This window comes from Gehongia tenuis, from assembly GCF_014384795.1.
Classification (GTDB): Bacteria; Bacillota; Clostridia; order Christensenellales; family NSJ-53; genus Gehongia; species Gehongia tenuis.
The window spans coordinates 152,374-177,809 of the sequence record NZ_JACRSR010000002.1 but is presented as its reverse complement, the minus strand read 5'-3'; the positions used below and the strand labels follow the sequence as shown (position 1 = coordinate 177,809).

26 protein-coding genes are annotated in these 25,436 nt (G+C 56.3%); 21 read left to right on the top strand and 5 right to left on the bottom strand.

All coding sequences use genetic code 11. The features are described 5' to 3' along the window. Position 1 precedes the first annotated feature (1 nt). From H8696_RS06875 to H8696_RS06865, 3 genes are read left to right on the top strand one after another with little or no spacing between them, the layout of a single operon-like run. Positions 2-796, top strand: a complete 795-nt coding sequence (locus H8696_RS06875; RefSeq protein ID WP_249316191.1) for an SDR family oxidoreductase — start codon at positions 2-4, stop codon at positions 794-796. A gap of 13 nt (positions 797-809) precedes the next feature. Next, positions 810-2,240 (top strand): gluconokinase, encoded by a 1,431-nt coding sequence (locus H8696_RS06870; RefSeq protein ID WP_249316190.1) that lies wholly within the window; start codon positions 810-812, stop codon positions 2,238-2,240. Between the two features lie 12 nt (positions 2,241-2,252). Further along, the gene (locus H8696_RS06865; RefSeq protein WP_249316189.1) at positions 2,253-3,527 is read left to right on the top strand and encodes a lactate racemase domain-containing protein; all 1,275 of its coding nucleotides are present in this window, start codon (positions 2,253-2,255) and stop codon (positions 3,525-3,527) included. Between the two features lie 31 nt (positions 3,528-3,558). On the opposite strand, the gene H8696_RS06860 is transcribed toward H8696_RS06865, so the two are convergent. The 5 genes from H8696_RS06860 to H8696_RS06840 form a co-directional block, all read right to left on the bottom strand. After that, positions 3,559-5,529: a S9 family peptidase gene (locus H8696_RS06860; RefSeq protein ID WP_249316188.1), complete on the bottom strand. Its 1,971-nt coding sequence runs from the start codon at positions 5,527-5,529 to the stop codon at positions 3,559-3,561. A 99-nt stretch (positions 5,530-5,628) separates the two neighbouring features. Beyond that, positions 5,629-6,132 carry a flavin reductase family protein gene (locus H8696_RS06855; RefSeq protein ID WP_249316187.1) on the bottom strand — a complete coding sequence of 168 codons (504 nt, stop codon included), beginning with the start codon at positions 6,130-6,132 and terminating at the stop codon, positions 5,629-5,631. Positions 6,133-6,225: 93 nt separating this feature from the next. After that, positions 6,226-6,447 carry a DUF378 domain-containing protein gene (locus H8696_RS06850; protein ID WP_249316186.1) on the bottom strand — a complete coding sequence of 74 codons (222 nt, stop codon included), beginning with the start codon at positions 6,445-6,447 and terminating at the stop codon, positions 6,226-6,228. A gap of 55 nt (positions 6,448-6,502) precedes the next feature. Next, the gene (locus H8696_RS06845) at positions 6,503-6,787 is read right to left on the bottom strand and encodes a hypothetical protein (protein WP_249316185.1); all 285 of its coding nucleotides are present in this window, start codon (positions 6,785-6,787) and stop codon (positions 6,503-6,505) included. 28 nt (positions 6,788-6,815) lie between these two features. Beyond that, positions 6,816-8,717, bottom strand: a complete 1,902-nt coding sequence (locus tag H8696_RS06840; RefSeq protein WP_249316184.1) for an ABC-F family ATP-binding cassette domain-containing protein — start codon at positions 8,715-8,717, stop codon at positions 6,816-6,818. A 210-nt stretch (positions 8,718-8,927) separates the two neighbouring features. On the opposite strand from H8696_RS06840, the gene H8696_RS06835 reads away from it, so the two are divergent. The 18 genes from H8696_RS06835 to H8696_RS06750 all read left to right on the top strand — a co-directional run bounded on the left by H8696_RS06835 (position 8,928) and on the right by H8696_RS06750 (position 25,424). Next, a complete protein-coding gene (locus tag H8696_RS06835; protein ID WP_249316352.1) occupies positions 8,928-9,533 on the top strand; it encodes a redox-sensing transcriptional repressor Rex in 606 nt (201 codons plus the stop codon). Positions 9,534-9,675: 142 nt separating this feature from the next. Further along, positions 9,676-11,031, top strand: a complete 1,356-nt coding sequence (rsxC, locus tag H8696_RS06830; protein WP_249316183.1) for an electron transport complex subunit RsxC — start codon at positions 9,676-9,678, stop codon at positions 11,029-11,031. Continuing rightward, positions 11,028-11,981 (top strand): RnfABCDGE type electron transport complex subunit D, encoded by a 954-nt coding sequence (locus H8696_RS06825; protein ID WP_249316182.1) that lies wholly within the window; start codon positions 11,028-11,030, stop codon positions 11,979-11,981. Before rsxC ends, H8696_RS06825 begins: the two co-directional genes overlap by 4 nt. After that, positions 11,974-12,531 (top strand): RnfABCDGE type electron transport complex subunit G, encoded by a 558-nt coding sequence (locus tag H8696_RS06820; RefSeq protein ID WP_249316181.1) that lies wholly within the window; start codon positions 11,974-11,976, stop codon positions 12,529-12,531. The genes H8696_RS06825 and H8696_RS06820 overlap by 8 nt, the downstream gene beginning before the upstream one ends. Position 12,532: 1 nt before the next feature. Continuing rightward, positions 12,533-13,129 carry an electron transport complex subunit RsxE gene (gene rsxE, locus H8696_RS06815; RefSeq protein WP_249316180.1) on the top strand — a complete coding sequence of 199 codons (597 nt, stop codon included), beginning with the start codon at positions 12,533-12,535 and terminating at the stop codon, positions 13,127-13,129. A 10-nt stretch (positions 13,130-13,139) separates the two neighbouring features. After that, a complete protein-coding gene (gene rsxA / locus H8696_RS06810) occupies positions 13,140-13,727 on the top strand; it encodes an electron transport complex subunit RsxA (RefSeq protein WP_249316179.1) in 588 nt (195 codons plus the stop codon). A 12-nt stretch (positions 13,728-13,739) separates the two neighbouring features. Beyond that, complete coding sequence (locus H8696_RS06805; RefSeq protein ID WP_249316178.1) at positions 13,740-14,543, top strand: RnfABCDGE type electron transport complex subunit B; 804 nt, start codon at positions 13,740-13,742, stop codon at positions 14,541-14,543. Positions 14,544-14,573: 30 nt separating this feature from the next. After that, complete coding sequence (locus H8696_RS06800; RefSeq protein WP_249316177.1) at positions 14,574-16,091, top strand: Ppx/GppA phosphatase family protein; 1,518 nt, start codon at positions 14,574-14,576, stop codon at positions 16,089-16,091. Positions 16,092-16,216: 125 nt separating this feature from the next. Next, the gene (locus H8696_RS06795) at positions 16,217-16,810 is read left to right on the top strand and encodes a Maf family protein (RefSeq protein WP_249316176.1); all 594 of its coding nucleotides are present in this window, start codon (positions 16,217-16,219) and stop codon (positions 16,808-16,810) included. 53 nt (positions 16,811-16,863) lie between these two features. Then, complete coding sequence (locus H8696_RS06790; protein WP_249316351.1) at positions 16,864-17,892, top strand: rod shape-determining protein; 1,029 nt, start codon at positions 16,864-16,866, stop codon at positions 17,890-17,892. Positions 17,893-17,907: 15 nt separating this feature from the next. Next, entirely contained in the window at positions 17,908-18,759 is an 852-nt protein-coding gene (gene mreC / locus H8696_RS06785) for a rod shape-determining protein MreC (protein WP_249316175.1), read from the top strand. Then, positions 18,759-19,268, top strand: coding sequence for a rod shape-determining protein MreD (gene mreD / locus H8696_RS06780; protein WP_249316174.1), 510 nt, complete (start codon positions 18,759-18,761; stop codon positions 19,266-19,268). Before mreC ends, mreD begins: the two co-directional genes overlap by 1 nt. A gap of 146 nt (positions 19,269-19,414) precedes the next feature. Beyond that, positions 19,415-21,871, top strand: a complete 2,457-nt coding sequence (locus H8696_RS06775; RefSeq protein ID WP_249316173.1) for a penicillin-binding transpeptidase domain-containing protein — start codon at positions 19,415-19,417, stop codon at positions 21,869-21,871. 33 nt (positions 21,872-21,904) lie between these two features. After that, on the top strand, positions 21,905-22,591 hold the full coding sequence (gene minC, locus H8696_RS06770) for a septum site-determining protein MinC (RefSeq protein WP_249316172.1): 687 nt from the start codon (positions 21,905-21,907) through the stop codon (positions 22,589-22,591). A gap of 19 nt (positions 22,592-22,610) precedes the next feature. Further along, positions 22,611-23,429 (top strand): septum site-determining protein MinD, encoded by an 819-nt coding sequence (gene minD, locus H8696_RS06765; protein WP_249316171.1) that lies wholly within the window; start codon positions 22,611-22,613, stop codon positions 23,427-23,429. After that, positions 23,426-23,713, top strand: a complete 288-nt coding sequence (minE, locus tag H8696_RS06760) for a cell division topological specificity factor MinE (protein ID WP_249316170.1) — start codon at positions 23,426-23,428, stop codon at positions 23,711-23,713. Before minD ends, minE begins: the two co-directional genes overlap by 4 nt. Positions 23,714-23,835: 122 nt before the next feature. After that, positions 23,836-25,008, top strand: coding sequence for a rod shape-determining protein RodA (gene rodA / locus H8696_RS06755; protein ID WP_249316169.1), 1,173 nt, complete (start codon positions 23,836-23,838; stop codon positions 25,006-25,008). Further along, positions 25,005-25,424 (top strand): methylglyoxal synthase, encoded by a 420-nt coding sequence (locus H8696_RS06750; protein ID WP_249316168.1) that lies wholly within the window; start codon positions 25,005-25,007, stop codon positions 25,422-25,424. Before rodA ends, H8696_RS06750 begins: the two co-directional genes overlap by 4 nt. Positions 25,425-25,436 lie beyond the last annotated feature (12 nt).

Genomic DNA, 25,436 nt, shown 5'->3' with positions numbered 1-25,436 from the left:
TATGGACCAGATTGCGGTGATCACCGGCGGCAGCGGCGTACTGTGCAGCGCTATCGCAAAAGGGATGGCACGGGAAGGCTGGAAGATTGCGATCCTGAACCGAACCCCGGAGAAAGGACAAAGGATTGCGGAAGCGATCGAGGCTTTTGGCGGTATGGCTCGGGTCTATCCCTGCGATGTCCAGCAAAAAGAAAGCATCGAGGCTGTGCGAGCAGAGGTTTTAGCCGATTTTGGCCGGGTGGATGTTTTGATCAACGGGGCGGGCGGCAACCGGCCGGGCGCCACCGCGGGTCCGAATCACTCCTTTTTTGATCTGCCCGAAGACGATTTGCGGAGCGTGATCGATCTCAACCTCATGGGGACGGTGCTGCCCAGCCAGGTTTTTGGCAGCGTCATGGAAAGCATGGGCGCTGGCAGCATTATCAATATTGCGTCCATGGCAGGGATCCGGCCTTTGACCAATGTGGTGGGCTATGGGGCGGCCAAGGCCGCTGTAGTGAATTTTACCCAGTGGCTGGCCGTGTACATGAGCCAGAATGTCCATCCCGGTATTCGGGTCAATGCCATTGCACCTGGATTTTTTATCACCGATCAAAACCGCTATCTGCTCACGGAAAAAGGCGGCGGATACACCAAACGAGGAGAAGCTGTTCTTGCCCATACGCCCATGGGGCGGTTCGGTAAACCGGAAGATTTGGTGGGCGCGGCACTTTTTCTCGCTGACAGTGAAAAATCCGGATTCATTACCGGCGTGGTACTGCCGGTGGACGGCGGCTTCGCCGTGACCAGCATATAGTGGGGGTGAAGCATTGAAGGTCTTGGCATTGGAAGCGAGCACATCCTCGGCAAAAGCGGCGGTCTATAAAGAGGGGCGGGGCATTGTAGCCCAGCGGGTGACAGCCTACCCCGGCACAGTGTGCGATGTGGTCTCTCAAAATGGCGAAGGCGTTTATGGAACCTTGGCGGAAAGCGCCCGGGCGGCTCTGGACGAAGGGGGCCGGGACATCGATGTTGTTTCCCTGTGCGGGATTTGGCCCAGCCTGGCACTGCTGGACGGCGGCGGCCGGTGCATCGCACCCATTCTGACCTGGGCGGACACCCATGCATCCTCCACGGCCCAGCGATATAAGAGGGACGAAAAAAGGGCCTGGGAAATCTATTACCGTACGGGCTGCCCGGTTCACAGCACCTTCGGGCTCTGGAAATATCTCCATTTGAAGGAGCAAGGGCCGGAGCTTTTGGACAGGGCGCAAATGGTCACCACTCAGACAGGATTTTTGTCCCAGCGGTTCACCGGCCTGCCGGTGGCGTCCCGCTGCGCTGTTTCCGCTTCCGGCATGTTAAATATCCATACGCTGGACTGGGATGAGCAGGCGCTGGCACTGATGGGCATTGGGACGAACCGTCTGCCGGAGCTCACCGAACCCCACGCCGCCTTCCCCATGGCAAAGGAGGCGGCAAAGGATCTGGGACTTCCTGCCGGTACACCGGTAGCGGTGGGCGGCGCCGACGGCGCCTTGAATCAGATTGGTCAGGGGGGTATGGCTCCGGGAGTGATGAGCTTTTCCGTGGGCACCAGCGGGGCCATCCGCTTGGCGGTGCAAAAGCCTATTCTGCCGCGCTCCGCCAACCTTTGGTGCCATGCAATGGCGGAGGATGTGCGCCTGTCAGGGGTCGCTACCTCTGGCGCAGGTAACTGTGTCCAGTGGTTCACAAAAACACTGCTGGGCGGCAGATACGATTACGCCGCACTGGAGCGGGCACTTGTCCGCGTGGACAGGGCCGAAGCGCCGGTGTTTCTGCCCTTTCTCTATGGGGAACGGGGTCCGGGCTGGCGGGACGATCAAAGAGGCGGTTTCGTGGACGTAGAGGGCCGCCATGGGGTGGCGGAACACTACTATGCTCTGCTCGAGGGCATTTTGATGAATATTTACCACTGCTACACCCTGTTAACCGAGAGCGGAAAGCCGGAGCGGATTGTGGCCAGCGGCGGAATCGAGGCTTCGCCCTTCTGGCTGCAGATGGCGGCGGATATTCTGCAGATGCCTCTGGAGCTTGGGGAAAATCCCCACAGCTCCATCATGGGTGCGGCGGCCATTGGCCTTCGTGCGGTGGAAGCGATTCCCGCTTATGCATGCTTTAAGGCCAAAACGGTGCGGACGGTGAACCCCAATCCGGAGATGAAGGATTTCTATGCACGGCGGTTTCGGCGTTATCTTGGAGCTTATCAAAAACTGTAAGGGGTGATTTAGGTGGAGAGCATCTACATGGAACGGGAAGCGGGCGCGATTCAGCTTCAGGAACTGGAGCGGGTCTTTGAAAAGAAGCTCTATCCCAAACTGAAGGGCATGCGGCGCATCCTCTTGATACCCCCGGACATCACCCGGCTGCACAGCGGGGCGGGCCGGATCGCCGCGATGATCTACAGCCGTTTGAAGGATGAAATGACGGTGGATTTCATCATCGCTCTTGGGACCCACCTTGAGATGACGCGGGCGGAGCTCCGGCAGCTGTTTGGTATGGACATTCCGTTGGAGCGGATCCATTTTCACCGCTGGCGGGTGGATGTAGCCAAGATCGGCGAGGTACCCGCCGCCTATGTGGCGGAGCTCTCCGGCGGACGGATGAATGAGACCATTCCCGTTGAAGTAAACCGTGCGGTGATCAATGGGGATTACGACTTCATCCTCTCCCTGGGTCAGGTGGTGCCCCATGAGGTTGTCGGCATGGCCAACTATTCCAAGAATATTTTTGTGGGCCTTGGCGGCCGGGCCATGATCGACGCCACCCACTATCTTGGCGCGGTGTGCGGCATTGAAAACATTTTGGGCCGCATCGACACGCCGGTTCGGAAGGTTCTGGATTATGCAGGGGAGCATTTTTTGAAGGATATGCCTCTCTATTACGCCATGACGGTGGTCGGTGAGGCCGAAGGCAAACCGGCTGTCAAGGGCTTCTATCTCGACAACCGCCGCAGCGCTTTTGAGGCCGCGGCCAGGCTCTCCCAGCGGATCAATTTTGAATTTGTGGACCGGCCCATGAAAAAGGTGGTGGCCTATATGGACCCCGGGGAATTCCGCACCACCTGGGTGGGCAACAAGGCCATCTACCGAACAAGAATGATGATGGCCGACGGCGGGGAACTCATCGTACTGGCGCCGGGCATCGAGGCCTTTGGCGAGGACCGGGAGGTGGACGATCTGCTTACCCGCTATGGATATCGGGATACGGAAGGCGCCTTGGCGCTGGTCGCCGCTGGGCCGTTGGCGCAGAACCGGGGCGTCGCGGCGCACATGATGCACTCCTCGCCCGACGGCCGCTTTAGGGTCACCTATGGTCTTGATAGGATGTCCAGGGATAAAGCGGTTAAGGGCCGTATCCGTTTTGAAGACTATGGAATGCTGGCAAAAAAGTACGATCCCGGCAGGCTGAAGCCCGGCATCAACTGGGTGGATGGGGAGGAGGTCTATTTTATCCCCAACCCGGCTCTGGGGCTTTGGGCACTGCGGGATCGGCTCGAGAACTAAAAAAAGCCATGCAGAGGCATGGCTTTTTCTTTTACGCTTTAAGGTAATGATTGAACCACTCGGTCATCTCCTGAAGGCGGCGAACCCGGTGCTGGGGCTTGCCGGAGCGGGAAAGCTCGTGGTTTTCCCCCTTGAAGAGGCATAACCGGGCGGGCACGCCGTGGAGCTTCAAGGCGGTGAACATCTGAAGCCCTTCCGCCATCCAGCAGCGGTAATCCTCGTTCGAATGAATGAAGAGAGTGGGTGTCTTGACCCGGTCGGCGTATTTGAGGGGAGAGAAATCCCACATCCGATCGGCGCCGTTCCAGGGTGTTGCCGCCATTTGGTCCATATTATGATAATAACCAATATCAGTGGTCAGCGTCTTGCTCATCCAGTTGGCGATGGAACGCTGGCTGGCCGCTGCGGCAAAACGCTCGGTGTGGCCTATGATCCAATTCACCATGAACCCGCCGTAGGAGCCGCCGGCCACGCCCAGCCGGGCGGGATCAATGGCGGGATAACGCTGCAGCGCCTGATCCGTGAATTCCAGGATGTCCCGGTAATCGATACTGCCGTATTTCCCCCGAAGATCGGCAAACGCATTGCCTCGTCCGTCACTTCCCCGGGGATTGCAGAAGAGCACAAAGTAGCCCTCCGACGCCCAGTGCTGCATCTCATGGACGAAAACCTCGCCATAGACGGTCTTGGGGCCGCCGTGAATGTCCAAAATGGCGGGATAGGTTTGGCTGGGATCGTAACCCTTGGGACGAATGACCCAGCCGTCGATGGACAGGCCGTCGCTGTTGGTAAAGGAGAGTTTCTCGGGCTCGCCCACGTACCGGCCGCGCAGGGCGTCGTTGATATCGGTAAGGCGTTTTTCCTCACCGGTCCGGGCGTCCAGTGCGTAGATTTCCTCAAGTCCCATCCCCCGCATGCCCACGAAGAGGATGCGGTCTCCCTCAACATCAAAACTGTCCACCGCGCCCTTGGACGCGGTAAGAGGAAGCAGGGCACCGCCACGAAAAACGTATAGACGAGAAGCGTTTTGCTCGGTAACGATGGTGTACAGGGCATCGCAGGAGGCCTTGGCCGAGATTCCGCCCCAAAGGCGGCTGTCCGTGCCCACGGAATTGCCAAAGCTCATGTCCGGATCCAATATGAGCGCACAGCCGCCGTTCTCGGGCTGAAGCCGGTAGAGGGCGGTGTTCTCACTGGTGCCGTATCGTTTTTGATCGGTGGCCAAAAGGGTGATGGCACCGCCAAGATAGAAGGCGCCGTCCACGTGGAGCCTGCCGGAGGGAAGAAGAACCCGGTCAGAGAGATTTTCAAGATTCAGCTCATGCACCGCCGCGGTCTGGTCGCACACCGAGTCGAATTCGCAGCCGAAATAGAGGGCCCGGGTTAAATCCTCGGCAACCGTGATTCCCTCCACATTCATAAGGGGCGGGCTGATGGCGGAAAGCTTATCCATAGTCTCATCATAGAGGTAAAGGCGGCTGCGCCGTTTGTTGGTGAACCCTTTGCCGTTGCCCCAGAAGGGAAGCTCGTCCAAAACCTCATAATCCTCTTCGGCTTCCATGGCCTTGTAAACGGCGTTTCGCTCTTCGCCTTCAAAATCCAGGGGATCGGGAAGGTTTTGCCGGAAAGGGGCGGTGATGAGATACCGCCCCTTTCCGATTCCCTGGAAGGCGGAAACCTTCACCGGCAGGCGGAAGGCCTCCGTTGCCTCACCGCCGCCGATACGCTGGCGGAAAAAGACGGTTCCGTGGGGTTCATCCTTTCGGCCGGAAGGGAACAGCAGGGTCTCCCGGTCCTCCCAAATAAAGGATTTCTCCTTGCCGGAGGCGGTAAACTGAAAGGCTCGCTCCTCCTTCAAGGAAAGCAGCCATAGATTGCTGTCATAACCATTTTGATCGTTGCTCTGCGAGACGGCAAAGGCGGCGTGGGCACCGCCGGGGGCGAGGGCGAGGGCGGAGATGAAGCGATAGTTTAAAAACTCATTGAGACGGATGGGCTCCATGATATCGGCCTCCTTTTTGATATTGGGAAGAGATTCGATCGTATGGGAACATTCTCCTGCATAACAAAAAAACCCCGGTAAAAACCGGGGCATTTTCGGTTAAAGGGCGTATGCTTTTAAAATTTCACCGAAGTAGAGGATGTGATCGTCGCCGTCAGCATAGAATCGATCCTTGATATCAGCGGGCAGAGGGGACATGTCGGTGGGCTGGCGCAGCAGCACCTTGCACTCATAGTGGAAGGAGCAGTCGGCGAGAATGGGAATATCGTTCACCTGCCCGGGCTGGGTGGCCAGATGAAGGGCTTTAAATTTATCGCCGTCCCGCCCCGAATGACTGCCGCAATAGGCGAGTTCCTTGGTCATCACGCCGTCCTGAGGCACGCTTAGATTGAAACGGCCGGTGCGGTCCACGATCTCACGGGAATACCGGGAGGGACGAATGGGTGCGATGAACACGGGCTTGCCCCAGAAGATGGTAAACCCGCCCCATCCAATGGTCATGGTGTTGGGCCTGCCGTTCTCGGCCACGGTGAAAAAAATGCCGCCATGGCGCAGCTGCTCCAGCACGGCTTCCGATTTTTGAATATCGATTAAATCCCTCATGGAAGATTCCTCCTTTTTGTTTTATTATACCATAGCGGCTATAAAAAAAGACAACAATCGTTTCTCAACGCTTGTTGTCTTGGGGAAAAAAGGTTACTGAATCCGATCGGGCTCACGGTCCTCTTCGCGCTCGTGCTTGCGAAACAGCAAAGAGATGCTCCAAAGACCGGCCGCACCGATGATGGTGTAGATGATCCGGCTGACCAGTGCCGTTTGACCGCCGAACAGGAAGGACACGAGGTCAAACTGAAAAAGCCCCACGAGGCCCCAGTTGATGGCACCGATGATAACCAAAATCAGGGATAGCGTCGTCACATTTATCAACTCCTTTTTCGTTTGCCCCTAGTATTGCCCGAAAAAGGAGAAGATATTAAGAATGCTTTTTCCTTTTTTTATCGTCCTCCAAAATCTCCAGCAGCATGTAGTCAAACTTGATGCTGTCAATAAAATCATCGGCCCGGAATCGAGTCTGCGAAAAATTTTGAAGTTCATTGAAATGTTTGTCCATGATCATGGGCTTTTCCGTATCCAGTTCGTAGCACAGCTTGGCAATCACGCTGTCCATGGTATCCTCCCGAAGGGGAAAATCCATGGGCACACAAGCTTCCGCCACTCTTTTATGATTTTTATAAAGTGTGCAAAATATACGGTTCATAATCCGCTCCTTTCGGCGGTCTAAAATATTATTCGCTTTGCATAGCCTCCCAGCGCTCCATCAATTCATTCAGCGATTCCTCCATGGCCGCATATCGCTGCGCTGCCGCCAGGGATTCCTGGGCGGAAAGGGCGCCGCTGGACAAAGTCCCGGCCAAGCCTTCCATGTCCTTTTCCAGAACGGCGATGTCGTTTTCCACCTGTTCCAGCGCTTTTTTCTGCTGACGGAGCTGTTCCCGCTCCACTCTCAGCGCCTTTTGTGCCTTCACACGGGCGGTCTTGGTGGGGCCGACGCTTTCCGACGCTTCCTCCTCCTGGAGACGCTGCTGATAGGCCGCGTAATCGTCGTAATTGCCCAGAACCTCCAGAAGCTGACCGTCCTTAATTTCAAAGATGCGGTTGGCGATCCGGTTGATAAAGTAGCGGTCGTGGGAGATGGTGATCAGCGTACCTTCGTACCCGATGAGCGCGTTTTCCAACGCTTGACAGGCATCCATGTCCAGATGGTTGGTAGGCTCGTCCAGCAGCAGCAGGTTGGCGGGCTTCAGCAGCAGCTCCACCAGCGCCACCCGGCTTTGTTCGCCGCCGCTGAGCATGGAAATGGTTTTGAAAACCTCATCTTTGACGAAGCCAAAGGCCGCCAGCGCACTTCGGATGCGGGTCTGCGTAAGAGCCGGATGGGCATCCCAAATCTGATCCATCAGCGTCTTGTTTTCATCGAGCAGGGCCAGCTGCTGATCATAGTAGGCTGGCTTTACGCCCGCGCCCCAAAAGAGTTCGCCCTGGGTGGGCCGCAGCTTTTTTGCCAGAATTTTGATCAGCGTGGATTTTCCTGAGCCGTTGGGACCGATCACACCGATGCGGTCTCCCGCCTGAATGCGGAAACCCAGCCCTTCAAAGACGGTCTTGCCGTCAAAGGCCATGGCGAGATCCTGCGCCGTGAGCACGTCCTGGCCGGAAGGGGGACAGGGAGGAAACTCAAAGGCAATCTTGAAATCCTGGGGCGGGCGTTCCACCACGGTCATGCGGGCGAGAGCCTTTTCCCGGCTTTCGGCCGCCTTGATGCTCTTCTCCCGGTTGAAGGAGCGGTACGTTTCGATGATCTCTTTTTGCCGCTCCACTTCCCGGCAGTAGAGTTCGTACTCTTTTTGCTGCTGTTCCAGCTGAGCCTGCTTTTTCACGCGGAACTGGGAATAGTTCCCCTGATAGGTGTGAATACGACCAAAATGCACGTCGGCGATGCTGTCGCAGAGGGTGTCCAGAAAATAACGGTCGTGGGAAATGATGACCAGGGCGCCCTCAAAGCGCTGCAGATAGGTCTCCAGCCATCGGGTGGTTCGGATATCGAGATGATTGGTGGGTTCGTCCATCATGAGCACGTCCGGTTTTCCCACCAGCAGCTTGGCCAGGGAGAGCCGCGCCTTCTGCCCGCCGCTCAGGGTATGGGCGGGCTGATCGTACTGGCTTTTCTGGAAACCAAGACCCGCCAGCACGCCCTGGATGCTGGAGTTGTACCCGTACCCGTCCATATCTTCAAAGCGTTTGCGCATCCGGTCGTAGGCGTCGGTGAGCTGGGCGTAGGCCTTGGGATCGCTGTCATGAAGCTGGCCCATCTCCGCCTCCATCTGGGCCAGCCGCCGTTCCATCTCAAAAACCGGCTCGTATACGGAAAGCATCTCCTCATAGACGGTGCTGGTGGATTCCATGTCGCTGTGCTGGGGCAGATAGCCGACCCGGAGGCCTTTTTGCTGATGAATCGTGCCTTTGTCCACGCCCTCAAGGCCCAGCATGATGCGCATGAGCGTGGTCTTTCCCGCGCCGTTGGCGCCCACGATTCCCAGACGCTGTTTTTCTTGGATCATCAAATCGGCACCCTGTAAAACAGGCTGCACGCCGAAGTATTTTTCTATGCCCGACAGTTGAATGATCAAAGGGAGCGCCTTCCTTTCCCGGCAAACATCGTATGGGCCCATTGTACCCAAAAAGCCGGAACGGGTCAAATTTCAGATCGTTTTTATTTTAACGATTTTTGCGTTTTCTGTTGTCCGAATCGTCTTTTCCCAGTATAATAGTATTTGTGAATAGGACTTAAGGAGGGAACCATCGTGAGATCACGGGTATCCGATGCGGTCATCCGCCGCATGCCGCGCTATTACCGCTACCTCGTGGACTTGGAGAAGAACGGGGTGGAGCGCATATCCTCCGAGAAGCTGGGAAGGTATACCGGGCTTACGGCATCCCAGATCCGTCAGGATTTTAATTGTTTTGGGGGCTTCGGTCAGCAGGGTTACGGTTACAATGTGACCGACCTTAAGAATACCATCGCCGGCATCCTGGGCCTCCATAAGCACTACCAGGTGATTATCGTGGGCGCGGGCAATGTGGGCCAGGCACTGGCCAACTACACAAACTTCAAGGATGAAGGCTTTACGGTGGCCGCTCTTTTTGATACCCAGTCCCCGCCGGTGGGGACCTTCGTCAACGGGGTTTTGGTATGGCCGGTGGAAAAGATGGAGGCTTTTGTTCGGGAGCATCAGGTGGACATCGGCATCATTACCACGCCCCAGTCGGTGGCCCGTAAGATCGCCGAGAGGATGGCGGAGGCGGGCATCAAGGGTATTTGGAACTTTGCGCCGGTGGATGTATCCCTTCCGGAACAGGACGTTTGCGTGGAGAACCTCCATCTCAGCGACAGCCTGCTTACCCTGACTTACCATCTCAATGAGGATCCCGCAAAGAAGGAATGAACAAGAGCCTTCACCTTTCAACAGGTGGAGGCTTTTTTTATGCAATTACCTGCTTCGCGCATATTGTATTTGGGTCGGGGTCTATGGTATAATACCTTGTGTTTCCTTGGTTATTTCATATTTATAATGAGAAGGTGAAGCGATGTTGAAGCCGCGTTCCTTTAAGGGCGGCGTATTTCCGTTGCATCATGAAAAGCACGGAAAGTACACGGCGGAACTGCCGATTGAGACCGTCAAAGCTCCGCCGGTTGTCTATATCCCTTTGGTCCAGCACATTGGTGCTCCTGCCAAAGCGCTGGTCAAAGCCGGCGACCATGTGCGGGTGGGCGAAAAAATAGGTGAGGCACAAGGTTTTGTGAGTGCCAATGTCCATTCGTCCGTATCGGGCAAGGTAAAAAGCGTGATGCTGTGGGATCATCCCTCCGGTCACAAGGCCGAGACGGTGATCATTGAAAATGATGGGCTGGACGAAGTTTTCCCCAGCCTTACGCCCCATTCCGACTGGGAGAGCCTTTCCAAAGAGAAGCTTGTGGAAATCGTGAAGGAAGCGGGCATCGTGGGTATGGGAGGCGCCACTTTCCCCACCCACGTGAAGCTGTCGCCGCCGCCGGACAAAAAGGTGGATGTTCTTTTGGTGAACGCGGCGGAGTGCGAACCCTATCTCACCGCGGATGACCGGGCGATGATCGAGTACAAGGACCTGATTGTCGAGGGCGTCAATATCACCATGAAGATTCTGGGCGTGGACCGGGCTATCGTGGGAATTGAGGACAACAAACCGGAGGCCATCCGCATCATTGACGAAGCGTTCAGCAAGATCGACGGCGTGGAGATTGCGCCTCTTAAAGTGAAATACCCCCAGGGCGGTGAAAAGCAGCTGGCCTATGCGCTGACCGGACGGAAGGTGCCTGCGGGAGGTCTGCCGGCGGATGTGGGCATCGTGGTGCAGAACGTTTCCACCATGTACGCTATCGCCCAGGCGGTGGTGGAGGGCAAACCTCTGACCCATCGGGTGTTGTCCGTATCCGGGGATGCGGTGAAAAAGCCAAGCAATCTATGGGTGCCCATCGGCACTCCCTTTCAGCATTTGCTGGATCTTTGCGGCGGATTGAGCCAGGAGCTCTACAAGGTGATCTCCGGCGGCCCCATGATGGGCCAGGCGCAAAGCACGCTGCAAACGCCGGTGACCAAGGGCTGCAGCGGACTGCTGTTCTTTTCGGAGAGCATGCGCAAGCTGGACGAGCGGGTGACCTGCATCCACTGCGGACGGTGTGTGGCGGTGTGCCCCATGGGGCTTATGCCCCTTTATATCGCCTCCCATTCCGATATTCAGGACTACGAGAAGGCATGGACCTATGGTGCGGCCAACTGTATCGAATGCGGATGCTGCGCGTATGCCTGCCCGGCTAAACTCAATCTGGTCCAGTCCGTCAAGATGGCCAAGGCGGCGCTGGCGAGGGAGAGACAAAAACAAAAAGAAAATGGGAGGAAGTCATGAACGAGTTGCTCGTCGTTTCCAGCTCGCCTCATATCCGTGGGTCTTTGACGGTCCGCAAGATCATGATGGACGTGACCATCGCACTCCTGCCCGCTGGAATCATGGGAGTGTATTTCTATGGCTGGCATGCACTGCTGATCATGGTGCTGTCGGTGGCTTCGGCGGTTTTGACCGAGGCCGTGATTCAAAAGCTGATGAAAAAACCCGTGACCGTGAACGATTTCAGCGCCGTGGTGACGGGACTTCTTCTTGCCTATAACGTTCCGCCTACGGCGCCCTGGTGGCTGCCGGTGGTGGGCAGCGCCTTTGCCATCGCTATTGTGAAGCAGTGCTTCGGCGGGCTTGGACATAATTTCGTGAATCCGGCTTTGGCGGGCCGGGCCTTTTTGTTGGTATCCTGGCCGGTGCTCATGACCAATTTCGTGGCGCCGGGCCTGGACGCCGTGGCCAGCGCCACACCGCTTGCCCTGATGAAAAGCGGCGCGGTGGAACAGCTGCCTTCCCTCTGGAACCTTTTTATCGGCAACATAGGCGGATGCATCGGTGAGACTTCCGCACTGGCCATCCTGATCGGTGCGGCCTATCTGGTGGCTGCGCGGCTTATCGATATCCGCATTCCACTGTCCTTTATCGGGACCACCGCCCTTCTAACCTGGATTTTCGGCGGCCAGGCCGGCATGTTCACCGGTATGCCTCTCCATCATATCCTAATGGGCGGCCTGATGCTGGGCGCGTTCTTTATGGCAACCGACTACACCACCTCTCCGGTGTCCCCCAAGGCCCGCATCGTCTTTGGCATCGGATGCGGCGTGATCACCTCGGTGATCCGGATCTGGGGCGGCTATCCCGAGGGTGTTTCCTACAGCATCCTCATCATGAACATTGCGGCGCCGCTTTTGGACCGTTTCATGAAACCCAAAGTCTTTGGGGAGGTGAAAAGCCGTGGGTGAGTCCTTTCGCATGGTGAGCCGGCTGGCCCTCATCGCTCTGGTGGCGGGCCTCTTTCTCGGCGGCACCTATTACATCACCAAGGAACCCATCGCCGAGCAGGAGCGTATGCAGGCTCAGCAGGCCCGGCAGGAGGTGCTGCCGGCGGCAGAGGATTTTGAGAAGCTGGACATGCAAAATGACGCTGGAATTGAAGAGATCTATGCCGGCAAGGCCAATGGGGGGATCGTGGGTTACACGGTCAAACTGACCAGCAAGGGCTATGGCGGCGATATCGTGATGACGGTGGGCGTAAACGAAGAAGGCGTCACCGGCGTCAAGATCAACTCCCACAGCGAGACGCCGGGCCTTGGCGCCAAGGCGGACGCGCCGATCTTCATGAACCAGTACGTGGGCAAGGCCCCCGAGGCTTTTAATGTGGCCAAGGGTGCAGCTTCTGGAGACGACGATATTCTGGCGATCTCCGGCGCCACCATCACCAGCCGGGCAGTGACCGACGGCGTGAATACGGTGCTGGAACTGTATCGCTCCGAGCTTGAGGGAGGGCAGTGACATGAAAAGACTGAAAAATGTGTTCATGAACGGCTTCCTCAAGGAAAATCCCACCTTTGTGCTGGTGCTGGGCATGTGCCCTACGCTGGCTGTGACCACATCGGCCATCAACGGTTTGGCCATGGGTCTTGCGGCCACCTTCGTGCTCATGTGCTCCAACTTGGTGGTTTCGCTCCTCAAGAACTTCATTCCCGCGAAGGTGCGAATTCCTTGCTTTGTCGTGGTCATCGCTGCCTTTGTGACGGTGGTTCAGATGGTGATGCAGGCCTTTGTGCCCAGCCTTTATCAAGCGCTTGGCATCTTCATTCCGCTCATCGTGGTGAACTGCATCATTTTGGGCAGGGCGGAAGCCTTCGCCTCCAAGAACAATCCGCTGGATTCCCTGATTGACGGCTTGGGAAGCGGCCTTGGTTTCACGGCGGCGCTCATTGCCATCGGTATCATCCGGGAGTTCCTCGGCAATGGCACGTTCTTTGGCATGACGGTTCTGGGCGAGGGATTCTCGCCGGTGCTCATGATGATCATGGCGCCCGGCGGCTTCATTACCCTGGGACTATTGATGGGTCTGTACAATAAATTGACCGGCAAGGCATCGTAGGGAGGTAAGCATGGATAAATTTGTATCGCTGCTGTTGATTCTGCTGGGCTCGGTGCTGGTCAACAACTTTGTGCTGTCCCGGTTCCTGGGCATCTGCCCCTTCCTGGGCGTGTCCAAGAAACTGGATACGGCCCTTGGCATGGGGCTTGCAGTGACGTTTGTCATGGCCATGGCCTCGGTGATCACCTATGGGGTTCAGTACCTCATTCTGGTGCCCGCCCACATGGAGTATCTGCAGACCATCGCCTTCATTCTGGTGATTGCGGCCCTGGTTCAGTTCGTGGAAATGGTGCTGCAAAAGATGAGTCCCACCCTCTATCAGGCGTTGGGCGTGTACCTGCCCCTCATCACCACCAACTGCGCGGTGCTGGGCGTGGCCATCCTCAACATCACGGAAGGCTACGATCTTTTGGAGACGCTGGTCAACGGCGTGGGCGGCGCTCTGGGATTCACACTGGCTATCGTACTGTTTGCGGGGGTCCGGGAGCGGCTGGAAACGGCCAACATTCCCAAGGCGCTCCGCGGATTCCCCATCGCCCTCATCAGCGCGGGGCTGATGTCCTTGGCATTTCTTGGATTCCAAGGCTTGATCAAATAGGAGGCTGAGACATTGTTATACGATATTTTGGTGCCAGTGGCGATTCTGGCCGGCTTGGGACTCATCTTCGGCGGTATTCTGGCCTTTGCATCCAAGAAGTTTGCGGTTAAAAAGGATGAAAAGGTGGAGGCGGTCCGGGAGCTTTTGCCCGGCGCCAACTGCGGCGGCTGTGGTTTTGCGGGCTGCGACGGTTTTGCGGAGGCGGTGGCTCAGGGAAAGGCGCCGGTGGGCGGATGCCCGGTGGGCGGCAATGAACTGGGCAAGAAGCTGGGCGCGTTGCTGGGCGTATCCTATGAAAGCGTGGGGCGAAGGGTTGCCCGTGTCCACTGCCAAGGCGGCGTGAACTGCAGGAATCGTTTTGAGCCCCAGGATGTGGATACCTGCCGGGAAGCCCATATGGTGGGCGGCGGCAAGAAGGCCTGCATCTATGGATGCCTTGGCGAGGGGGACTGCACCCGCGTGTGCAAGTTCGGCGCCATCGCCATTGGTGAAAACGGTGTGGCCCGGGTGGACGAGGCCAAGTGTACGGCCTGCGGCATGTGCGTGAAGGAATGCCCGGTGAACATCATCTGGCTGGTGGAGGCCAAGGAAAATGTGGCGGATGTTTTGTGCCATACGCAAGAAAAGGGCAAAGCTGTTCGTGAAGTATGCTCCAATGGCTGCATTGGCTGCGGGCTTTGTGTTCGGGCCTGTGAATACGATGCACTGAAAATGGATAACAATTTACCAAAGATCGATCACAGCAAGTGCACGGCCTGCGGTAAATGTGTGGAGAAGTGCCCGACGGGAACGATGCAAATTCCCTTCAAGGGCTGACAGACAGAAGCACTGAGAGGAAGTGATTAAATGAAACGGATCGGCATCATTGATCTTGGTTCCAATACCGCGAGGCTGCTTGTTGCAAACATTTATGATAACGGCGGCTATCGGGTTATCGATCAGATCAAGGAATCTGTACGTCTAAGCGAAGAGATGACCGATGATAATATATTGCGTCCCAAGCGGGTGCGACAGACGATACAGACGCTGCAGATGTTCAAGCGCCTTTGTGAATGCAATGGCGTGGAGCAGATCGTGGCGGTGGCCACGGCAGCGGTGCGCCGAGCCCGTAACCAGCGCAGTTTCATCGATGAGGTGAAGCATGCCACCGGAATCGAATTGCAGGTTCTGTCCGGCGAGGAAGAGTCCTATTACGTCTATCTTGGTGCCATCAACAGTCTGGATTTCAATGAAGGAGTCATCATGGATCTGGGCGGCGGCAGCTTTGAGATCATCTATGTGGAGAAACGGCGGCTCATGCATTCGGTAACCATTCCTTATGGCGCTGTCACGCTGACGGAAAAGTTTGCCCTGCAGGATAAAGTCACTCCGGAGCAGCTGGCCAACATTGAGAACTTTGTGCGGGAGCAGCTGGATGAGCAGGCGCCCTGGCTGAAAAAGGCGCTGGAGAAAAATCTGCCCATCATCGGCATTGGCGGTTCCATGCGCAATCTTGGCAAGATCAGCCGCAAGAAAGAGCATTATCCACTGGATATGAACCATAATTATCCCATCAAGGTGGAGACGGCAAGGTCCATCTATGAGCATGTCAAGGGGCTGGACCTCGACCGGAGGATGCGCATTCCGGGTCTGTCCAACGAACGGGCGGATATCTTCACCGGTGCACTGGCCACCATTGTGACCGTGGCCGAATACATCAATGCGCCGGAGATTGTGGTGGGTACGGCGGGCCTTCGGGAGGGCATCCTCTATGCCTATGCCATGCCCAACGTCAAGACCAAGCCCTTGGAGGACATGCTGGAGACGTCGCTGCTGAACGAGTTGTCCTACTTTAATATGAACATTCCTCATGCCAAACAGGTGTACAAGCTGGCCTTGTCCATGTTTGATCAGCTTCGTTCCCTGCATAAACTGCCCGCTTCCTATCGGAGGATTCTCAAGACAGCGGCATACATGCATGATGTGGGATCGGCCATACGTTACTACGATCATCACCGTCACGCCTATTATCTGATCATGCACACCAATATCTATGGGCTCACCCATCGGGAACAGGTGATGGCCGCCTTCATTGCTGCGGCCCACCGCAAGCAGGACAGGCCCAGGGATTGGGCGCGGTTTAAAGGCGTTTTGGAGGAGGGGGATCCCGAGATCATCGCCAAACTGGGTGTACTGGTGCGCATTGCGGAGAGCTTCGACCGCACCATGTCCGGCGCTGTGGAGGATGTTGCCTGCGATGTGCTTGGGGATTCGGTGATCATGAAAACCCAGGCCAAGGCCGATGTTTCCCTGGAGATCAAGGATGCCCTCACTTCCAGCTTCTATTTCAAGCGGGCTTACGGCAAAAATCTGGTCATTCTGTAAGAAAAGAAAGAAAGCTCCGGTGGACCCGGGAAATGGGTCTGGCCGGAGCTTTTTGGATATCATTTGCATCCTGTATCCGATTAAGTTATAATCACCTTATATATTGGATTTTTGAGGAAAAGAAATTGGAGAAAGTTGTATTGGCGTCGGCTTCGCCGAGAAGGCGGGAACTGCTGAAACGGGTGATTTCCTCCTTCGTATGCATGGCGCCTGTGGTGGACGAGACGCCGAAGGCGGGTCTCGGCCCAGAGGAGCAGGTGGTCTGTCTTGCATCCCGAAAGGGTGAATGGGCGGCTGAGAGGCAGAAAAACAGCTGGATTATCGCGGCGGATACGCTGGTGGTGCTGGGGGACAAGCTGCTTGGCAAGCCGAAAGACCCCGAGGATGCGGCAAGGATGCTTTCAGCGCTGAACGGCCGGTGGCACGAGGTGATGACCGGGCTTTGGGTGTCCGATGGGCAGAGGGTCCGGACGTTTTGCGAGATTACCCGGGTGCACATGGCCTTCGATGAGTGGGAAATGCAGGGCTACATTGCCACGGGGGAGCCTTTGGACAAGGCGGGCGGATATGGCATTCAGCAGCAGGGCGGCCTGCTGGTGGACCGCATTGACGGCGACTATTACAACGTGGTGGGACTACCTTTGTACAGGCTGAGGCATATTCTCAAGGATATGGGTATGAAAGTTTTTCCTGAGTCCGGGTTTGAAACATGTCCATAGTGGTTATCATTCTATACAATCCCGGATGCTATACGGATGGAGTGTGAATAGTGATGGTTTGGAGTCCTTTTTCGAAGGATATGGGTATTGATCTTGGAACGGCCAATGTGCTGGTCTATGTGCGCGGCAAGGGCATTGTGATTCGGGAACCCTCGGTGGTTGCAATTCAAACGGGGAATCATCGGCAGGTTCTGGCGGTGGGCGATGAGGCCCGCAGCATGATCGGCCGCACGCCGGGCAATATTGTGGCTGTGCGCCCCTTGCGGGATGGTGTAATTGCAGACTTTGACGTGACGGAGACCATGATCCGTTATCTGATCCGCAAGGTAATCGGTAGCGGAACCATGAGCTTTTTCAGCCACCCCCGGGTGGTGATCTGCGTGCCCTGCGGCGTGACCGAAGTGGAGCGCCGGGCCGTGGAGGACGCGGTGCGCTCGGCGGGCGCCCGCACGGCGATTCTGGTGGAGGAGCCCATGGCAGCGGCCATCGGCGCCGGCCTTCCCGTCAACGATCCCTCGGGCAGTATGGTGGTGGACATCGGCGGCGGCACCACGGAGGTGGCGGTCATGTCCCTTGGTGGCATCGTGACCAGTCAGTCCATCCGCATTGGCGGCAATAAGATGGACGAGTGCATCATAAACTACGCCCGCAAGGAGTTCAACCTGCTCATCGGCGAACGCACCGCTGAGGAGGTTAAAATGAGCATTGGCACCGCCTATCCGGTCAAAACGGAGACGGTGATTGATATGCGCGGCCGGGATCAGAATACCGGCCTTCCCAGGACCCAAAGCATCAGCAACAATCAGGTACGGGAGGCTCTGCTGGAACCCGTGGATGAGATCGTAGGCGCCATTCGCTCCACGCTGGAAAAGACGCCTCCGGAGCTGGCCTCGGATATTCTGAATCGCGGCATCATGCTCACCGGCGGCGGCGCCCTTTTGACGGGCCTTACCCGGGTCATCTCCCAGGAGGTGGGCATGCCGGTGCAGGTGGCCGATGCGCCGCTGGACTGTGTCGCCATCGGTACGGGCCAAATTGTGGAGGGCATGGACACCCTCAAAAAGCACTACAGTAAAGCGTAATACGAGGGGGAAGACATGAAGCCCTTGATGAGAAAATGGCCGATTTTGGCGGTCATCATATTGGTGGTCATCTTCATTTTGCTGATCGTCATCACTGCGCTGGATACCAATAATGTGACCGGCCTTGAAAGCGTATTTGGCGGTATTGCCGGCCCCATCCAGGGCTTTTTTGGCCGTGTGACCGGGTCGATCGGGGACTTCTTTGGCAGTATCGGCAGGAACCGGGATCTGCAAAAGGATTACGATGAACTGGCTCTCGAGGCGTCCACGCTGGCAACGGAGAATCAGCAGCTTCAGGATATGAAGCAGGAGAATGAACGGCTGAAGGCGTTGCTCAATTATTCGGAGGAGCATCCCGAACTTACCGTGGGCTATGCCAAGGTGACGGCAAAAAATCCGGGCACTTGGTTCAGCACTTTCGTAATCGATCAGGGCACGAATCAGGGCGTTGAAGTGGATATGGCCGTCATCAACGAGGACGGTCTGGTGGGCCGCGTGATGGAAACGGGGGGCAACTGGTCCAAGGTGGTATCCATCATCGATGGCAGAAGCTCGGTTTCCGGCCTCATTGAACGGACCCGGGACAACGGCGTTCTTCGGGGTACGCTGGATACGGGAGTCAACGAGGGCCTTTGCCACATGTATTATCTTCCCTTTGAATCCGAACTTCTGCCCGGGGATGTGGTGAGCACCTCCGGTCTTGGCGGCGTGTATCCCAAGGGCATTCCTATCGGCGAGATCACCGAGGTCAGCCGTTCCGGAGCTGACGGCCAGAAGTATGCCGTGGTGCGGCCCTATGTGGACTTCTATCATCTGGAAGGGGTGCTGGTGGTTCGTTCCAGCACGGAACAAATCGAGGTGGATTGATGCGTAAGCTTATCATGGCCGGCATTGCGGTGCTGACTTGGATATTGCATATTGCCGTGTTTTCCCATCTGACGATCCTGCGGATTTCGCCGGATCTTTTTCTCGTTGTTGCCGTATGCTTCTGCTTTTTTGCGGGGCCCGCGGCGGGTCTTGGCATGGCTTTTTTCGGTGGATTCATGCTGGATCTGTTCTTTTCGACCTATCTTGGCCCCTACACGCTGGGCTATCTTCTGGTGGTGGGTGCCGCGGCTTTTCTTGCCGCCCGGCTGTACCACGCCGCATGGCTCCCCTTTGCCATCGTATGGGTGGGCGTGATTGTGCGGGAACTGGTATTTTCTGCCTTCGTCTATTTTGCCGGCGTGCATTTTAATCTTTGGAATATGTTCATATCCCGAATACTGCCGGAAGCCGTATACACGGTTATTCTGGCACTTCCCATCTACTTCGGGCTCAAAAGACTCTTCAAGGCCCGGTGCATGCGCACCATCGTTCGCAGTGATTTTTTCTAAATATTGGTGGCGTCTTACAAGGATCGCCCATACTTGTTTGGATTCGAGCGTATTTGCGTGCCCGGATTCCTTTCTTATTTTTTAAACCAATGGTACAATAGCCTATATAGAAAGATAGATTTCCTTTTAGGTGAGGGGAACTGAATATGTTAAAAAAGCTTAGGGACCGCTATGTGATCATCGGTCTTGTGATTCTGATTGCAGCGGGCATCATGATTTATCAGCTGCAGTATTTGCAGCTGTGGGAAGGGACAGTGCTGGCGTCCCAATCGGAAAACAAGACGACCCGGACGCTGACCCTCAAGGGTTATCGGGGCACCATTTATGACTCCAGCTATATTCCGCTGGCCTATGACCAAAGAAGCTACGATGTGGTCTTTTATAAGGATGTCTCCAAGCGAAGCGAGACATACCGAAGGGATTACACCGGCGCCATCATCAACACGCTCAGCATCGTGGAGAAGAACGGCGGCAAACTGCAGCCGTCCTTTGCCATCGTGAAGAACGAGAACGGCGAATACGCCTTCAGCTGGGGTAATATCACCGAGGAACAGGCGGCGGCCAGGGAAAAGCTTTGGCGCAGCAATCTGGGCGTGTCCGCGGAAAAATATCCCACGGCCGGGGATGTGGTGGCCCGGCTGAGAACCTACTACTGCATTCCGGAGGAGGCCAGCGATGAACTTGCCATGAAGATTCTGGCGGTCTGGCAGGAGGTTCAGATGAACGCCTTCCGTTCCTATTATCCGGTCACCATCGCCAAGGATGTGGACGAACGGACCATTGCAGAGATCGAGACCCGCAGCAATGACCTCACGGGCATGAGCATTGAAGAAAGTTCCATCCGGGTCTATCCCCGGGGTACGCTGGCTTCGCACATTCTGGGTTATACAGGAAAGATGCAGTCGGAGGAGACCATCGAAAAATATGAGGCGCTGGGCTACGGCAGCGAGGATCAGATCGGTCTGACCGGCGTCGAATATTCCATGGAGGAGCACCTGACGGGCAACAGCGTGAAACGGCAGGGCAAACGGGTGGTGGAGGTGAACAGCCTCAACAAGGTCACCCGGGAACTTGAATATACCGCGCCCACAGCGGGCGATAACGTGGTTTTGACCATCGATACCAATCTGCAAAAAACGCTGGAAACGGCGCTGGAGGAGAACGTGCAGCAGGTGCGCCAAAACCAGCTGACCGAGTATTCCCTGAACCCCAGCAAGTACCAGCCCACGCTCGATCAGCGGGGCAGCGAGCTGAAGCTTGCGGAAACGGCGTCGGCGGTGGTCATGGACGTCCATACCGGCAATATTTTGGCCATGGCCAGCTATCCCGACTATGATCCTTCCCTCTTCGTGGGCGGCATCTCGCAAAGCGATTACAAGGTGCTGAGCGAGGATAAGCGATATCCTCTTTTCAATAAGGCAATCTCGTCCAAGACGGCGCCCGGCTCCGTTTTTAAAATGACGACTGGCCTTGCCGGACTGATGGAGGGTTCCATTACGCTGAACACCACCATCTCCGACCAGGGTCCTTACAATGCCCACGTGCTGGTGGGCAGCGGTCCTCAGTGCTGGGTGGCGCCCAATTTTGACGCCCATTCCAATCAGACCATCACCACCGGCCTCAAGAATTCCTGCAACTACTTTTTCTACGAGGTGGCGGACAGACTGGGCATTGACAAGCTCTATCAGTGGGCGGACAATCTCGGGCTGGTGGGCCGCACCAATATCCAGCTTCCGGGCGAGGCGGCCAGCACCATGGCCTGTCAGAATATTCTTTTTGACAAGAGCCAGCCCATTGAGAATCAGAGCACCAGCTATGGCGTTTTGGTCTACGGGAAAATTTACGATATGGTAAAGGAAACCTGTGAGAGTGCCGGCGTGGCCTTCGATGAGGAGAAGGCGGATACCATTATCCGCGACTGGCTGGCGGAAGCGGTGGACGTTGTGGAGATGGGCGGCGACATCAAGTCGGGCCTCAAGGAGCTGGGCGTGCCCTCCCGAAACATCAACACCGATCTCATCATCGGAATCAACAGCTACCTGAGCGAGATCCGCTGGAACCCCAATATGACGCTGGTGGCAGGCATTGGACAGAGCGTCACTGCCATCACCCCCATTTCTCTCGCCCGGTATATCGCCACGCTGGTCAATGGCGGCACGGTGTATGATGCCAACCTGGTAAAGGAGATCGTCTCCCATGACGGCCAGGTGGTGGAAAGTATTGAACCCAAGGTCAAACAGCAGCTGGATATTCCCAGTTCCTATATTTCAGCCATCAAGGAGGGCATGCGCGAAGTGGTCTCTGATGAGGATGGCACGGCGGGCAACTTCTTCAAAGATTTTGAGTACAAGGATATGGTGGGCGGCAAGACCGGTACCGCGGAGACCTTCGCCACCAACACAACGCTGGAGAATGACGCCTGGTTCGTGGCTTTTGCTCCCTACGATGATCCTGAAATTGCTATCGTGGTGAGCATTCCCTGCGGCTGGAAGGGCGGACAGGCCTCCTATACGGCCCGTGAGGTGATCGCCTACTATGTGGAAAACATGATGAATACCAAGGAAGCGGACAAATTGCCGGAAACGGGGGCGGTCACACCGTAACCCGTCCGTACGAAACGAGGTTTTGCATCGAAGATGGAAGCGGTGGCGTTTAAGGGCACAAAGAAAGGACTGCTGGTTCAGGTGCGGGAGAACGCGCCTTTCGAGGAGGTCAAAAATGCACTTGTCCGCAAGATGGAAGCGGGCAGAAACTTTTTTGTGGGCAGCCGCCCGGTGGTTATCATCGAAGGACGGCTGGACCGCCAGCACCGGGACGAACTCACAGCGTTGATTACGGAACGGCTGGACGTGGAACGGGTGGAATTTTCCTCGGGAAAACTGCCGCCTTCCCGGCCGGGCATGCCTTATAAAGAGGTGCAGGCTCTGGACTGGCCAGACTTTGTGCTAAAACAGGAAATAGAGATGAGAGCCAATGATCCGCAGCCCGTCAGGGAGACGGGCGAATGCCTTTTCGTGCGGCGCACGGTGAGGGACGGAGAAAAATTGAGCTCCGATGGACATATTGTGGTGATTGGGAACGTGGAAGAGGACGGAGAAGTGAATGCACGGGGCAGCATCGTGGTGCTGGGCACCCTGCGGGGCCGGGCGCATGCCGGGCTTCAGGGGGACGAGCGAGCGGTGATTGCCGCCGGCAGTCTGATGGCCAGCGAACTATCCATTGCTTCTTCGGTGGGCCGCTTTTTCGCGGACGATCTGCAGCCGGTCAGCCCCCAGTGGGTGAAGGTCCAGGATGGCCAGCTGGTTGTGGAATCGGCAATATGAACATCAAAGGAGCATCAGCATGGGAGAAGCGATCGTCGTAACATCGGGGAAGGGCGGCGTTGGCAAAACCACGACCACGGCCAACATCGCCACGGGACTGGCCCTTCGGGGCAAAAAGGTGGTCATGGTGGATGCGGATATTGGCCTTCGGAATCTGGACGTCATCATGGGCCTGGAAAACCGCATCGTCTACGATATCATTGATGTGGTGGATGGCGTGTGCCGGATCAAGCAGGCTTTGATCCGAGACAAACGATTTGAGGGACTCTACCTGCTGCCTGCGGCCCAGACCAAGGATAAGGACGCCATCACGCCCGCTCAGGTGGAAAAGCTGATGGGCGATCTCAAGGAAACCTTCGATTATGTGATCATTGACTGCCCGGCGGGAATAGAACAGGGTTTTATCAATGCGGTGAGTGCGGCGGACCAGGCGGTGGTGGTGACGGTTCCCGAGGTTTCCGCCGTTCGGGATGCTGACCGGGTGATTGGCCTATTATCCACTTTTGATTTGACCGCGCCCAAGCTTTTGGTGAACCGGATCCGTTCCGATATGGTTCGCCGGGGGGATATGATGAATATTCATGATATTCTGGAGGTACTGCGGGTGGAACTCGTCGGCGTGGTGCCCGACGATGAGAACATCGTGCCTGCCAGCAATATGGGCATTCCCATTGTGAGCAATCCGGAGCACCCTGCGGGCCGGGCCTATCAGAATGTGGCCGACAGGCTGATGGGCAGACCCGTGCCCTTCATGGACCTTGAGCCTCCGCGGCTCACGCTGATGTCAAGGTTCAGACGGCTTTTTGAATCTTCGAGGGCGGGAGGTGCGCTGCGATGAATCTGATGCGTTTTGTGCGGCGGGAGGAGGAACCGGTTTCCAAGGAGGTGGCGAAGGAGCGCCTTCAGATGGTGCTGATGCACGATCGGATCAACGTCTCGCCGAGGCTTCTGGAGCTGGTGAAAAGCGATATTGCCCGGGTCATATCCAGTTATATGGAGATTGATGCCGAGGGCTTCGAGGTCAAACTGAACCGGGGCGAGGGCGAGAACGCCGGGTCTTCGGCGCTGGAGGTCCACATTCCCATTCAAAAAATTAAGGATATTGGCAAGAACAGCTATTGATTGGAAGGCCTGCCCAGGGGGGCGGGCTTTTTTCATGGATAGGATTGGTTGAGGCGGTACGGGAGCTGTGATATAATACAACCCATGGACAAGCACTGTGAACTTGAGGCTGGGAGGCCGGAATGAAGATCAATAAAAAGGATTTAAAGCAGGTGGACTTCCTGCTCATCGGCATCGTCTTTGCCATCACCCTGTTTGGGCTGGTGGCTATAGCCAATGCCACCGCCGATGCTCTGGCCGACGATCAGCGCACTTTCTGGAACATGCTCGCGAACATGAACTGTTATTATGTGCGGCTGCAGCTCATGTGGTTTGCTTCCGGCCTGCTGCTGCTGAGCATTGCTGCGGTCTTTGATTATGGCGGCTATGCGGCCTATTCGAAGTACATCTACTGGGCCAATGTGGGACTTTTGGTGCTGCTGCTGGTGCTGGGCGAAGTGACCCGCGGCGCACAGGGATGGTTCACGTTCTTCAACGGCGAACGGGGTTTTCAGCCCTCGGAATTTTGCAAGATATCCCTCATCCTGATGCTGGCCCGGGTGTTTGCCAATAAGCCGGCGCCCATCGGACGGATTCGGGATCTGGTCTCTCCCCTCGCTTACACCCTTATCCCCTTCGCCATTGTGGTTTACCAAAACGATTTTGGTACGGCCATGGTGTACGTGATCATCTTCTTTGGTATGCAGTTTGCCGCTCAGGTGAAGGGCTGGATCATTGCTGGTGAAGTGCTGGCCTGCGGCGGCATGGTTCCGCTTATTTGGAACTTCGTGCTGCAGGACTATCAGAAGAATCGAATTCAGGATCTCATTGACCCCGCTAGGGACCCCACCGGCAGCGGGCTTCAGGTGACCTGGGCAAAAACTGCGGTGGGCTCGGGGCAGATCACGGGCAAGGGGCTTTTCCGCTCCGGCGCCTTGAGTGAACTCAACTATGTGCCCGATGCCCACACGGATTTCATCTTTTCCGTAACTGCGGAGGCGGTGGGTTTTCTGGGCTGTCTCATTTTGGTGGCACTGTTTGTATTTTTAATGTGGCGGATGATTCACATCGCACGCTACTCCAGGGACCGGGTGGGTTCCCTGATCGTGGCTGGTGTGGTATCCATGATGGGCTTTCACATCTTTGAAAACATTGGTATGAATATTGGGATCATGCCCGTGACGGGCATCCCGCTGCCCTTCTTCAGCTATGGAGGGAGCAGCATGTGGACCAACCTCATTGCGGTGGGTCTGGTGCTCAACGTGGCCTTCCGAAGACAGAAAAAGAAAGCAATGATTGGAGGTGGCGAGCAATGAACATTGCGCTCATAGCTCATGATAAAAAGAAGAGCGACATGGTCAATTTCTGCGTGGCGTACAAGGATATCCTGAAGAAACATAAGCTGTGTGCCACGGGCACCACGGGCAAGCTGGTATCCGAACGGGCCAAGCTGGATGTGCATAGATTTCTGTCCGGGCCTATGGGCGGCGATCAGCAGATCGGCGCACGGGTGGCCTTCAACCGAATCGATCTTGTGATTTTCTTCCGGGACCCTCTTTCGCCTCAGCCCCATGAACCTGATATCAACGCTCTGCTGCGCCTTTGTGACGTTCACGATATTCCGTGTGCTACCAACATGGCCACAGCGGAGGCGCTCATCAAGGCGCTGGACCGGGGAGACTTGGATTGGCGGCTGGTGATCAACCCCATGGCGGAGGGATCTCCCTTCTAAACGAATAGGGTC

What these genes read in the sequence shown, in the direction of transcription:
- H8696_RS06875 (WP_249316191.1), top strand. Translation starts at nt 2, where the DNA reads ATGGACCAGATTGCGGTGATCACCGGCGGCAGCGGCGTACTGTGCAGC.
- H8696_RS06860 (WP_249316188.1), bottom strand. Translation starts at nt 5,529, where the DNA reads ATGGAGCCCATCCGTCTCAATGAGTTTTTAAACTATCGCTTCATCTCC.
- H8696_RS06855 (WP_249316187.1), bottom strand. Translation starts at nt 6,132, where the DNA reads ATGAGGGATTTAATCGATATTCAAAAATCGGAAGCCGTGCTGGAGCAG.
- H8696_RS06845 (WP_249316185.1), bottom strand. Translation starts at nt 6,787, where the DNA reads ATGAACCGTATATTTTGCACACTTTATAAAAATCATAAAAGAGTGGCG.
- H8696_RS06835 (WP_249316352.1), top strand. Translation starts at nt 8,928, where the DNA reads ATGCCGCGCTATTACCGCTACCTCGTGGACTTGGAGAAGAACGGGGTG.
- rsxC (WP_249316183.1), top strand. Translation starts at nt 9,676, where the DNA reads ATGTTGAAGCCGCGTTCCTTTAAGGGCGGCGTATTTCCGTTGCATCAT.
- H8696_RS06825 (WP_249316182.1), top strand. Translation starts at nt 11,028, where the DNA reads ATGAACGAGTTGCTCGTCGTTTCCAGCTCGCCTCATATCCGTGGGTCT.
- rsxE (WP_249316180.1), top strand. Translation starts at nt 12,533, where the DNA reads ATGAAAAGACTGAAAAATGTGTTCATGAACGGCTTCCTCAAGGAAAAT.
- rsxA (WP_249316179.1), top strand. Translation starts at nt 13,140, where the DNA reads ATGGATAAATTTGTATCGCTGCTGTTGATTCTGCTGGGCTCGGTGCTG.
- H8696_RS06800 (WP_249316177.1), top strand. Translation starts at nt 14,574, where the DNA reads ATGAAACGGATCGGCATCATTGATCTTGGTTCCAATACCGCGAGGCTG.
- H8696_RS06790 (WP_249316351.1), top strand. Translation starts at nt 16,864, where the DNA reads ATGGTTTGGAGTCCTTTTTCGAAGGATATGGGTATTGATCTTGGAACG.
- mreC (WP_249316175.1), top strand. Translation starts at nt 17,908, where the DNA reads ATGAAGCCCTTGATGAGAAAATGGCCGATTTTGGCGGTCATCATATTG.
- mreD (WP_249316174.1), top strand. Translation starts at nt 18,759, where the DNA reads ATGCGTAAGCTTATCATGGCCGGCATTGCGGTGCTGACTTGGATATTG.
- H8696_RS06775 (WP_249316173.1), top strand. Translation starts at nt 19,415, where the DNA reads ATGTTAAAAAAGCTTAGGGACCGCTATGTGATCATCGGTCTTGTGATT.
- minC (WP_249316172.1), top strand. Translation starts at nt 21,905, where the DNA reads ATGGAAGCGGTGGCGTTTAAGGGCACAAAGAAAGGACTGCTGGTTCAG.
- minD (WP_249316171.1), top strand. Translation starts at nt 22,611, where the DNA reads ATGGGAGAAGCGATCGTCGTAACATCGGGGAAGGGCGGCGTTGGCAAA.
- minE (WP_249316170.1), top strand. Translation starts at nt 23,426, where the DNA reads ATGAATCTGATGCGTTTTGTGCGGCGGGAGGAGGAACCGGTTTCCAAG.
- rodA (WP_249316169.1), top strand. Translation starts at nt 23,836, where the DNA reads ATGAAGATCAATAAAAAGGATTTAAAGCAGGTGGACTTCCTGCTCATC.
- H8696_RS06750 (WP_249316168.1), top strand. Translation starts at nt 25,005, where the DNA reads ATGAACATTGCGCTCATAGCTCATGATAAAAAGAAGAGCGACATGGTC.